The following is an 11020-nucleotide window of genomic DNA, read 5'->3' on the forward strand; positions in this document are numbered from 1 at the left end:
CGGACCGTTACCAGTCCCGCATGTGCTCCTAGGCTACGACGGGAGAAACCGTCGGTTCTATCAGGCCGCCTCCTAGCGACTTCTTGTAGAACATTCACTTACGCGACTTCGTGTCGCACAACGATGATCAAGGCCCACACACAGACTTGGGCTCGTGGTGTTCTGCCAGCCCCGCGAGAATCGAAAGCGCCCCGGCGCGCTTAGGCCGCTGCCCGCCAACCCAGCTCAATGCGTACCGCGTCATACGGAAAATGCAGCTTGCCGTCGACGGTCTTCTCGATCACGCCCGCCTTGACCAGCGCCTGGGCGTCCGTGTGCGTACCCTTCACATCGCGCCCAAGCTGCCGCGCCAGCGCGCGCACACCCACCGGTCCCGCACCGGTCAAGGCCCGCAGCACCGGCCAGCGGCGCGCGGTCAGGACCGTGAACAGCAGTTCCTCGGACGGAAAGGACAGCACATCGTCAGACCCGCGGCCTGCCAGCGCGTCCAACATGCGCGCCTTGGTGGTCTCCAGATCGCAAACATTGATCATCAGGGTTCTCATCGTCTGGTCCTCATCGCAGCAGGGTGGCGACATCGGCAAAGAAATCGTCCAGCAACTGCTGCCGCGAGACAAAGTGGTACGGCTCTTCAAGTTCGGCCGCACCGACGTGCTTGTGGTCGCCCTTGCCGGCCTCGTTGTCATAGCGCAGCACGCAGCGTTCATTCACAACCAAGACCAAGCGGTATTTGTACTGGTGGTCGCTGCCCCGCACCGGCTCCGGAACCTCCCAGACCTTCAGTTCGACGAACGCCTCGGCGGTCAGGGTACGGCGGATGTCATGGATGGCGACGGCTGGCATGTTGTCATTCTAGAAACACCGGTAAGTGTTGTAAATATAGAAACGCCCTTGACCCACCGCAGATCCGCTCTATACCCTTCGTTGTCGGTTTCTCGTTTATCGTTCTTCGTTCTTCGTAACCCAATGCTTGATCAGGCCGCTCAGCCCCAACGATCGAACAAGAGCTTGGCTGAAATCAGCAGCGAGGACGCGACCAGCACCGGCCGCACCAGGGCCGCGCCGTGGCGCAACACCAGATGAGAACCCAGCCAGGCACCCAACAACTGGCCGACCGCCATCACCGCCGCCACCGGCCAGCGGATCTGCCCGGCCGGCAGAAAGATCAGAAGTGCCGCCAGATTGCTGGCGAAGTTCAGGAGCTTGCTGTGCGCCGTGGCGCGCCGCAGGTTGTACCCGAGCAAGGCCACATAACCCATCGCGAAGAAAGTCCCGGCCCCCGGACCGAAAAACCCGTCATAGAAGCCCACCCAGAACCCCACCGTGAGTGCAAAGAGGGGCGCCGCCAGGCGTTGCCGGCTGTCCAACTCCGAGACCCGCGGCGAGAACAGAAAATACAGGGCGAAGCCGATCAGCAGCAGCGGGATCAACTGACCGAGCAGGGCGCTGTCCAAACGCTGGACCAGGAGCGCCCCGGCGGCGGAACCGAAAAAGGTACAGGCCGCCGCGAAGGCGGCCGCGCGCAAGTCCACCTGGCCCTGATGGATGAAATTGGCCGCCGCCGTGCCACTGCCGAAGACCGCCTGCGCCTTGTTGGTCGCCAGGGTCTCCACCGGGCTCAGGCCGGCCCACAGCAGCGCCGGGATCGACAGCAGACCGCCGCCCCCGGCAATCGCGTCGACGAACCCGGCCAGCAAGGCCACCAGGAACAACACGCTGAGGATATCGACTGATTCCACTGGAGAGGCCAAGGTCGGCTGACTGAGTCAGCCATTGAACCCGCAAGCGCGCGACAAAGCCAGCGGCACGCCGCTGGAGCCTCAGCGTCCTTTCCAGGATGATCGCGGGACCGCCCACGCGATCTGCACAGCGGACGCGCCGATTGGCTTCATTTATCGAGACGCCACATACTCGCGCAGCACCGCATGCTTGAGCCGAATCTGTGCCGTGCAGGCGGGGGTGCCGTCGGCGCGTTGGCGCGTTGGCGCGCTACGATGGTGGCCATGGGTGCGCTGGCTCGTGTCGGTGCTACAAGCCGCGCCATGTAAGACTCCCGTCGCACCGCGGCAACCGAATCACGCGGAATAGTGCTAAATAATGACGAATGCAGCGACAGGAAATCCAGCAACAGAGGGCGATTCGAGAAAATACAAAGGCTCGCGGTTGTCGGTTGCCCCCATGCTGGATTGGACCGATCGGCACTGCCGGTATTTCCTGCGACTGATCACCCGGCACACCCTGCTCTACACCGAAATGGTCACCACCGGCGCCTTGATCTACGGCGATCAGGATCGACACCTGCGGTTCGACCCGGCGGAACACCCGCTGGCGCTCCAACTCGGCGGCGCGGACCCGCGGGCCATGGCCCAATGCGCCCGGCTGGGAGCGGATTGGGGATATGACGAGTTGAATATCAACGTGGGCTGCCCCTCGGATCGGGTGCAGAACGGGCGGTTCGGGGCCTGCCTGATGGCGGAACCCCAGGTGGTGGCGGACTGCGTGGCGGCCATGAAAGACGCGGTCGCGCTGCCGGTGACAGTCAAGTGCCGGATCGGGATCGATGATCGGGACAGCTACGAGGAACTGACCGCGTTCGTCGCCGCCGTGGCCGCGGCCGGTTGCGACGCGCTCATCGTGCACGCCCGCAAGGCCTGGCTCCAGGGTCTGAGCCCGCGGGAGAACCGCGAGGTCCCGCCGCTGCGCTACGATGTGGTCGCCCGACTCAAGGCGGACTTTTCGGCGCTGACCATCGTGATCAATGGCGGCATTCTGACACTGGACGCGGCGGTCGGTTTTCTGACCCATCTGGATGGCGTGATGATCGGCCGGGCGGCCTATGAAAACCCCTGGATGCTGGCCCAGGCGGACCGCCTAATCTATGGCGATACCACTGCTGTTACGACCCGTCACGCCGTGCTTGAGCGTTTTCTTCCCTATGTCGAGCGGCAACTGCAAACCGGCGTCCCACTCGGCGCCATGAGCCGGCACCTCCTGGGGCTCTTTCAGGGCCAACCCGGCGCCCGTGCCTGGCGTCGACACATCAGCGAGCACGCCCATCGACCCGGCGCCGGGCCGGAGGTGCTGATCGCGGCCCTGCCGCCCGATCCCGCAAACGTCGAGCCGAGCGACGATCGACTGTCCGTAAATGAACACGGATGTTTTTCTTCATCTGTGAACATCTGTGACATCTGTGGATAAATCCGGGCGGTCACTTTGGTCGGAACGGCGACCCTGGCCCACTCAGGAGCGGCGATATAGCGGTCGAGACGGTGCCGGGTTGAGCCCGGCTGTCGGATAGACGTGCTGCTGCACTGGCTGCCGCTGACCCTGATCTGCGCGCTTGCCCTGGCAAGTGCGGATGCGGCGACCAAGGCGTGGCTCCAGGAGTTCTCGGCCCGGGAACTGGCGGTGGTCCGATTGGGCCTGACCGGGCTGCTGCTGTCTCCACTGCTATGGGATCTGCCGCCGCTCACCGGGCTGCCGGCCGCTTTCTGGTGGTGGCTGGCCGCGCTGGTGCCGCTGGAACTGCTGGCCATGCTGCTCTACATGCGCTCCATCCGCGACCATCCGTTGTCGCTCACCCTGCCTTACCTGGCCTTTACCCCGGTCTTCGTCATGGGCATCGCCTGGGTCCTGCTCGGCGAGGCGGTCACCCTACAAGGGGCCGGCGGCGTCTTCCTGGTGGTAGCCGGGGCCTGGCTGCTCAATGGCGAGCGGGCGCAGGCACAGGACTGGCGCAGTTGGGGCGAGCCCTTCCGGGCCGTGGTCGAGCAACCGGGGTCACGGATGATGCTGGCGACTGCGGCCATCTTCGCGTTGACTTCCACCATGGGAAAGGCCGCCATGCAGTACATGGCGCCGGAGCAATTCGGGCCATTCTATTTCGGGGTGCTGGGTCTCACGGTCACGCTGGTCTTTGCCGTGCGGCGGCCGGAGGTGTTCCGCAAGTTCGCCCGCCGGCCCTGGGCGGTCCTGACGGTCGCCGCGCTCATGGCGATCATGGCCTACACCCACTTCCTGGCCATCGCGCAGGTCGAAGTGGCCTATATGATCGCGGTGAAACGCGTCAGTCTGCTGTTCGGCATCCTCTACGGCGCCCTGCTCTTTCGGGAGACTGGTCTCATCCGGCGGCTACCGGCAGGCGCGCTGATGGTAGCGGGCGTGGCACTGATCCTGCTTTAAGTTCCTGATGCAGGATGCGCAGCAGCTCTTGAATAGCAAGCGGATGGCCGACGCCGCTGTGCCCGGTCGGAACCACGACCTCGGATTGGGCGCTCGGCAGATGGGCGCTGCGATAGGTCACCACCCCGTCCGAGCTGGCCGCCAGGTTGCCGCGCCCGCGGTCGCCGAGGATCGTGTGGGCCGGTACCTGCGGTGTGGTCGCATCCAGGACGCGCAGGAAGCCCGACTCCGGCGACAACCCATGGATGCTGTTCGGCAGACGCCCGCCATAGGAGCCGACGAGGCTGTCGGCCAAGGTGCCGAACTCGCGCAACAGCGTGTCGGGCAGCCGGATCAAGCGCGTCCCCCAGGCACCCAAACCGCTGGTCGCGAGCCGGCTGCCCCGGTGCGGGGTGAACATGAAGACCACCCGGCTCACATCGGTCCGCGGCGCGAAGATCAGGGCGCGGCGCGTCGCGCTGTAATCGGGCAGGATCCCGATGTCCGGAACCACGGTCGCGGCGTCCTCCAGAGTCACCCGTGACACCTGGGCGCGGGAGAGGATGCCGCCCATGCTGTGACCGATCAGGACCATGGGCTGCTTGGGCCGATACCGGGTCACGGCATCGTCCAGCGCCTGGCGCAACTGGAGCGCGGAGATCGGCACCGGTTTCCCCGTTGGATAATAATAGAACCAGAACTGATAGTTGGCGCGGACCTGATCATCGGCCAGCAAACCCTTGACCAGCGGTGCCCAGACCTGCGGCGTCGACATCAGCCCGTGGACCAGCACCAGTGGACGCTTGACCGGATCGAAGGGTTCCAGGAAGACGATGCGCGGCTGTCCGAGAAAGCGTCCCGGCCGCACCAGGTTGACGAGTCCCGAGAGCAGGCTCGGCCCGGTCGCGCGGGTGGCATCCAGTGGCGCCTCCAGGTCCATCGCCACCGCGGTCTCCCCGTGGGCCGTGCGCACCGACCGGATCTGGTCCGGCTGCACCAGTGCCGCGGTGCAGCAGGTCGCCGCGGGGTCCGCGGGCAGTGCGATCAGCGTCCGCGGGAGTTGGTAGCCCGCCCGCGGGGCGTTGGGATCGGTGGACGCAAGGCGGACGATGGTCGGCAAGCCCAGGCCGAGCCGATGCAAGCCGGGGACGGTCACCCGCGAGCGCGTCACCGGCCGCAGATCGGTGAAGGCATCCGGCGCCTGAACCCCCGGCGGCACCTGCTGCGCAGGCACCGTCGGACCCAAGATGTCGGACGGCCGGGCCGCATCCTCCAGCAGGCTCGGCAAACGGCCGGCGACCAGTTCCCGATAGTCCGTCGCGGCAGCGGCGCGTGTCCGCTCGCTGCTGCCCGGTGAGGCCAGAACCTGCACCGCGGCGTCCAGACTCGGACCAATCGATGGCGTCTGAGACGGTACCAGCGCTTGGCAGCCGCCGAGGAGCAGACCGATGCAGAGTCCCGCGAATCGACCCGCCGGACGTTGAAACAGGATGGCTAGGCACATGGTGTTACGGCTCATCGATCCAGCCGCGGGCCGGGGCGCTCGCCGCGGCCGATGCTGGAATGGTAGGAACAGGCGCCCGAATTAGGCTACGATTCCGCTCGCGATTCAACCTATAGGGGTGTTCTCTTGGAAATGTCAGTCATGTCCATCCACCGCCGCACGGTGCACGCTGCTTTGCGGGTCGGACGCCTCTTATCCTGCACGCTAACCCTGACCGCGGTCCTGGCGGCCTGCCAACCGAGCGAAGAGATCCAGCCCATACCTGAACCGGTCCGGCCGGTGCGGGTGCTGACCGTCGAAAAACTGCCGGGCGGCGAGACCGTGACCCTGACCGGGAACATCCAGGCCCAAGACGACGTGGCCCTGGCCTTCCGGGTGGGCGGCCAGTTGATCGAGCGCAACGTCAACGTCGGCGATCGGGTGCGGGCCGGGCAGGTGGTCGCCCGCCTGGATGCCGTGAACGAACGCAACGCCGTGGACGCGGCGCGGGCCAATCTGGCCGGCGCCATGGCGCGTCTGGTCGAGGCCCGCAACACCGTCGCGCGTTACCAGCCCATGCTGGCCCGCGGCTTTGTCGCCCGCGCCCAGTTCGATCGGGCCGTGGAAGCGCGCGACGCCGCCCAGGCCCAGGTGGACGCGGTCCAGGCCCAGGTCAACACGGCCGAAAACCAGCTCGGCTTCACGACCCTGGCCGCCGATGGACCCGGCACGGTCACCGCGCGGGGGGCCGAACCCGGTGAGGTGGTCGCGGCCGGGGCCATGATCGTGCGGCTCGCCCGCCAGAGTGGACGCGATGCGGTCTTCGATGTGCCGGCGCGGGTGATCGAAGCCGCGTCGGTCGAGGACCTGGTCACCGTCACCCTGAGCAGCGACCCCCGAGTCACCACCACCGGCCGGGTCCGCGAGGTCTCACCCCAGGCCGACCCGGTGACGCGGACCTTCAAGGTCCGGGTGGGTCTCGCCACCCCCCCGGAGGCGATGCGGCTCGGTTCCACCGTCACCGGCGCCATCGCGCTGGGCGGGACCGCGGGCATCAAGATCCCGACCTCGGCGCTGACCGCGACCGGCGGCGCACCGGCGGTCTGGACCCTGGACCCGGCGTCGAACACCGTGGCCCTGCGCAATGTGAATGTGGTGCGCTATGAACTGGACCGGGTGCTGGTCTCCCAGGGTCTGGAGCCCGGTGAACTGGTGGTGACCGCGGGCGTCCAGACACTGCGGCCCGGCCAACAAGTCCGCCTGCTCGGAGACCCGCTCAGGAACGCGCCGGGGAACCAGCCATGAGCGGCTTCAACCTCTCCGACTGGGCCATCCGCAACCGCTCGGTCACCATTTTCATCATGCTCGCCGCGCTGATCGCCGGGATCAGTTCCTTCTACCAGCTTGGCCGCGCGGAAGACCCGCCGTTCACCTTCCGCACCATGGTGGTCGGGGCCGTCTGGCCCGGTGCCACTCTGGACGAGACCATCCGACAAGTCACCGAGCGCCTGGAACGCACGCTGCAGGAGGTCCCGAACCTGGACAACCTGCGCAGCTTCACCCGCGCCGGCACCACGACCATCTTCGTCGATCTGATCGGAAGTACCCAGGGCCGGGCGGTCGCGGATGCCTGGTACGAGGTGCGCAAGAAAGTGGCCGACATGCGCCACACCCTGCCGCAGGGAATCGTCGGCCCCTTCTTCAACGACGAGTTCGGCGATACCTTCGGGATCATCTATGCCTTCACCGCCGATGGGTTCACGCACCGGGAGTTGCGCGACGCCGTCGAGGGTGTCCGCTCCGAACTGCTGCAAGTCCCCGACGTGTCGCGGATCGATATTCTCGGCGCCCAGGACGAGATCATCTTCATCGACTTCTCGGCCGAGCGGCTCGCCGGGCTGGGATTCGACCCAAGCACGCTGATCGCGGCCTTGCGCGCGCAGAACATCGTCAGCCCCGCGGGCGTGCTGAGCACCAGCGACGAATCCATTGCCCTGCGGGTCACCGGCGCCTTCGGCTCCGAGCAGGACATCGCCGAGGTCACCTTCGCCATCGGCGACCGGATGCTGCGGCTGCGCGACATCGCCGATGTGCGCCGCGGCTTCAGCGACCCGCCGCAGCCCATGTTCCGCATCAACGGCGAGCCCGCCATCGGCCTGGCCATCGCCATGCGCGACGGCGGCGACACCCTGGCGCTCGGCCGCAATGTCGCGCACGCCATCAGCACCATCAAGGCCGACCTGCCGCACGGCATCGAGCCGCGGCTGGTGGCGGATCAGCCGTTGACGGTCGACCTGGCCATCAATGAGTTCACGGAATCGCTGTGGCAGGCCATCGCCATCGTCCTGGTGGTGAGCTTCGTCGCGCTCGGAGTGCGCGCCGGGACCGTCGTCGCCGTGGCCATTCCGCTCACGCTCGCCGTGGTCTTTCCGCTGATGGACATCGTCGATATCGACCTGCAGCGTGTCTCGCTGGGAGCACTGATCATCGCGCTGGCGCTGATGGTCGACGACGCTATGACTACCATCGACGCCATGAGCCGCCGGCTGGCCGCGGGCGACGACAAAGTGGCCGCCGCCACCTATGCCTACCAGCACCTGTCCTTTGCGATGCTGATCGGCACCCTGGTCACCATCGCCGGCTTCGTGCCGATCGGCTTCGCCCAGAGTTCCGCCGGCGAATACACCTTCTCGATCTTCGCGGTGGTCGGCATCGCGCTCATCGCCTCCTGGTTCGTCGCCATGGTCTTCGCCCCCTTGATCGGCATGGTGCTGTTGCGTCCGCCCAAGGCCGATCAAGCGGAGAAGCCAAACCGCACGGTGGCGATCTACCGCGGCTTTTTGACACTCGCGATGCGCGCACGCTGGTTCACCATCGCCTTGACGCTCGCGATCTTCGTCGCGGCGATCGTTGGTCTGGGTCAGGTTCCACGCCAGTTCTTCCCGTCCTCCGATCGCCCGGAATTGCTGGTCGATCTGCGGCTGCCGCAGAACGCCTCGATCCATGCGACCGAGCGGCTGGTCGATACCTTCGAGCAAGTCCTGCGCGATGACCCCGAGTTCGCGCCCGAGATCGAACGCTGGAGCACTTATATCGGCCAGGGCGCCATCCGCTTTTATCTGCCGCTCGACGTGCAGTTGGCCAACCCCTTCTTCGCCCAGGCGGTGATCGTCACCAAGGACATCGAGGCCCGCGAGCGGCTGCAACCGCGACTGGAACAATTGCTGGCAGAACAGTTCCCGCAAGTGGTGGGGCGGGTCTCGCCACTGGAATTGGGGCCGCCGGTCGGCTGGCCGGTGCAGTACCGCGTCCTGGGTCCGGACCCCATTAAGCTGCGCGATATCGCCATGCAGCTCGCCGATCGCGTGGCCGCCCATCCGGGAACACGCCGGGTCAACTTCGACTGGATGGAGCCGGAGCGGGAACTGCGCATCCGCATCGACCAGGATCAGGCCCGCCAGCTCGGGCTGAGCAGTCAGGCGGTGTCGACCGCGCTCAACACCACGATCTCCGGCACCACCATTACGCAGGTGCGCGACGACATCTATCTGGTCAATGTGGTGGCGCGCGAACTGGGCGGGCAAAGCCTGTCGGTGGAGACCCTGCGCACTCTGCCGGTGTCACTGCCCAATGGACGGACCATCCCGCTCAGCCAGTTCGCCCTCTTCGAGTACGGTCAGGACTATCCGCTGGTCTGGCGGCGCGACCGGGTGCCGACACTGACCGTGCAGGCCGACGTGGCACCGGGCGCGATGCCCGAGACGGTGGTCGCCGACCTGGAGGCACCCATCGCCGAACTGAACGCCACCCTGCCCGCGGGGTATCGCATCGAACTCGGCGGCTCGGTGGAGGAGAGTACGGATTCACGCGCCTCGGTGTTCGCGGTGGTGCCGCTGATGATCCTGCTGATGCTTTCGCTCCTGATTTTCCAGCTCAAGAGTTTCGCGCGGCTGTTCATCGTGCTCAGCCTGGTCCCCCTGGGCCTGATCGGCGTGGTCGCCGCCCTGCTGCTGTCGGGCAAACCGCTCGGCTTTGTCGCTATCCTCGGCATCCTCGCCCTGATCGGCATGATCGCCAAGAACGCGGTCATCCTCATCGACCAGATCGAGGCCGAACGGGCCGCGGGCAAGACCGTCTGGGACGCGGTGGTGGAGGCCAGCGTCTCGCGCTTCCGTCCCATCATGCTGACCGCGCTCTCGACCGTGCTCGGCATGATCCCGATCGCGCCGACGGTGTTCTGGGGCTCCATGGCCTATGCCATCATGGGGGGTCTGCTGGTCGCGTCGCTGCTCACGCTGGTGTTCCTGCCAACGCTCTATGTGACCTGGTTCGGTGGTCAACCCACGCGTCCGGCGCCGGACGGCCCGGAAGGGGCAACCCAGACGGTGTGACGCCAGGCGAAGCCCGGATTCAAAACATCAAGCGTCACCGCTGATCAAACATCTTGCCGCCCCGACCAGGAACTTAAACCATGTCCGTTCAACCCAAACTCCGACTGCATTTTGCGGACTGGCTCGCCGCCGAGCGGGCGGCGGACCAGGGCCGCACTGAATATGTGGACGGCGAGGTCTTCGCCATGGCGGGCGGCACCGAGGCCCATAACCTGATCTGCGGCAACGTGCTGCGCGAACTGGGCAACCGCTTCAAGGGCCGTCCCTGCTATGTTTACACCAGCGACATGAAAGTCCGGATCGAGTCCGCCAACCTCGGCACCTACCCGGACGTTATGGCGATTTGCGGAGAGCGGCTGTTCTGGGACGACCACCGGGATATCATCATCAACCCCGGCCTGATCGTCGAGGTCCTCTCCGACAGCACCGAAGCCTATGACCGGGGCAACAAGTTTGGTTACTACCGATCACTCCCCAGCCTACGGGCCTATCTGCTACTGTCTCAGCACCGGGTCAGTGCCGAACTCTTCCTGCGCCAACCCGGCGGCGACTGGCTGCTCTCGACCTATACTGATCCACGCGGCTCCATCCCGTTGCCGGCCTTTGACACCGCATTGCCGCTGGCCGAGATCTATGACAAAGTCGAGTTCGCCGCGCTCGCTGCGGCAACGCAAGGCTAACCGCGTCGGCCTTGATCATCGTTCCGGCCGTAGGGTGGACAAGCGATAGCGCAGTCCACCGAATCCCGCGGCCGTCTGTCGCAACTGCCAGCGTGCGAGGCTGCGTCGTCAGGGCTTCCACCCCTGACTGTTCCAGCCCCGACGCCGCCAGGCCAGGATGGCCTGACTACGCACTTTCATGGTATCGCCTTCTTACCTGCTATCCGGACAGACCCTTGGTGTAGGGGCGGGTTTAAAACCCGCCCCTCCGGCCGGTTATCACGTCCGACGGCTATAAAGCCTCGACCTCCGGTTGTCTCGCGGCC

At 66.1% G+C, this 11020-nt stretch carries 9 protein-coding genes; 5 read left to right on the forward strand and 4 right to left on the reverse strand.

The window, feature by feature from the left end; all coding sequences use genetic code 11:
- Positions 1–200: 200 nt before the first annotated feature.
- The 3 genes from QZY03_RS07755 to QZY03_RS07765 all read right to left on the reverse strand — a co-directional run bounded on the left by QZY03_RS07755 (position 201) and on the right by QZY03_RS07765 (position 1739).
- On the reverse strand, positions 201–545 hold the full coding sequence (locus QZY03_RS07755; RefSeq protein ID WP_295579820.1) for a transcriptional regulator: 345 nt from the start codon (positions 543–545) through the stop codon (positions 201–203).
- 10 nt (positions 546–555) lie between these two features.
- On the reverse strand, positions 556–843 hold the full coding sequence (locus QZY03_RS07760; RefSeq protein WP_020507983.1) for a DUF6516 family protein: 288 nt from the start codon (positions 841–843) through the stop codon (positions 556–558).
- 140 nt (positions 844–983) lie between these two features.
- On the reverse strand, positions 984–1739 hold the full coding sequence (locus tag QZY03_RS07765; RefSeq protein ID WP_295579824.1) for a TSUP family transporter: 756 nt from the start codon (positions 1737–1739) through the stop codon (positions 984–986).
- 358 nt (positions 1740–2097) lie between these two features.
- Between QZY03_RS07765 and dusA the strand changes: the two genes are divergently transcribed.
- Together dusA and QZY03_RS07775 are read left to right on the forward strand one after the other, a co-directional pair.
- Positions 2098–3198 (forward strand): tRNA dihydrouridine(20/20a) synthase DusA, encoded by a 1101-nt coding sequence (gene dusA / locus QZY03_RS07770; protein WP_295579825.1) that lies wholly within the window; start codon positions 2098–2100, stop codon positions 3196–3198.
- A gap of 108 nt (positions 3199–3306) precedes the next feature.
- Entirely contained in the window at positions 3307–4182 is an 876-nt protein-coding gene (locus tag QZY03_RS07775; RefSeq protein WP_295579838.1) for a DMT family transporter, read from the forward strand.
- Here QZY03_RS07775 and QZY03_RS07780 read toward each other — a convergent pair.
- A complete protein-coding gene (locus tag QZY03_RS07780; RefSeq protein WP_295579827.1) occupies positions 4121–5665 on the reverse strand; it encodes an alpha/beta fold hydrolase in 1545 nt (514 codons plus the stop codon). The two genes, QZY03_RS07775 and QZY03_RS07780, sit on opposite strands and share 62 nt — an antisense overlap.
- Before the next feature lie 141 nt (positions 5666–5806).
- Here QZY03_RS07780 and QZY03_RS07785 point away from each other — a divergent pair, with 141 nt between their 5' ends.
- The 3 genes from QZY03_RS07785 (at position 5807) to QZY03_RS07795 (ending at position 10715) form a co-directional block, all read left to right on the forward strand.
- Entirely contained in the window at positions 5807–6949 is a 1143-nt protein-coding gene (locus QZY03_RS07785; protein ID WP_295579829.1) for an efflux RND transporter periplasmic adaptor subunit, read from the forward strand.
- On the forward strand, positions 6946–10035 hold the full coding sequence (locus QZY03_RS07790) for an efflux RND transporter permease subunit (RefSeq protein WP_295579832.1): 3090 nt from the start codon (positions 6946–6948) through the stop codon (positions 10033–10035). Before QZY03_RS07785 ends, QZY03_RS07790 begins: the two co-directional genes overlap by 4 nt.
- A gap of 80 nt (positions 10036–10115) precedes the next feature.
- A complete protein-coding gene (locus QZY03_RS07795) occupies positions 10116–10715 on the forward strand; it encodes a Uma2 family endonuclease (RefSeq protein ID WP_295579835.1) in 600 nt (199 codons plus the stop codon).
- Positions 10716–11020: the final 305 nt, after the last annotated feature.

The organism is uncultured Lamprocystis sp. (assembly GCF_903933125.1).
Lineage (GTDB): Bacteria > Pseudomonadota > Gammaproteobacteria > Chromatiales > Chromatiaceae > Thiodictyon.

Bases quoted from the DNA above. Each gene is read 5' to 3' on its own strand.
- QZY03_RS07790 (WP_295579832.1), top strand. From the start codon at position 6,946: ATGAGCGGCTTCAACCTCTCCGACTGGGCCATCCGCAACCGCTCGGTC.
- QZY03_RS07795 (WP_295579835.1), top strand. From the start codon at position 10,116: ATGTCCGTTCAACCCAAACTCCGACTGCATTTTGCGGACTGGCTCGCC.
- QZY03_RS07755 (WP_295579820.1), bottom strand. From the start codon at position 545: ATGAGAACCCTGATGATCAATGTTTGCGATCTGGAGACCACCAAGGCG.
- QZY03_RS07760 (WP_020507983.1), bottom strand. From the start codon at position 843: ATGCCAGCCGTCGCCATCCATGACATCCGCCGTACCCTGACCGCCGAG.
- dusA (WP_295579825.1), top strand. From the start codon at position 2,098: ATGACGAATGCAGCGACAGGAAATCCAGCAACAGAGGGCGATTCGAGA.
- QZY03_RS07780 (WP_295579827.1), bottom strand. From the start codon at position 5,665: ATGTGCCTAGCCATCCTGTTTCAACGTCCGGCGGGTCGATTCGCGGGA.
- QZY03_RS07785 (WP_295579829.1), top strand. From the start codon at position 5,807: ATGTCCATCCACCGCCGCACGGTGCACGCTGCTTTGCGGGTCGGACGC.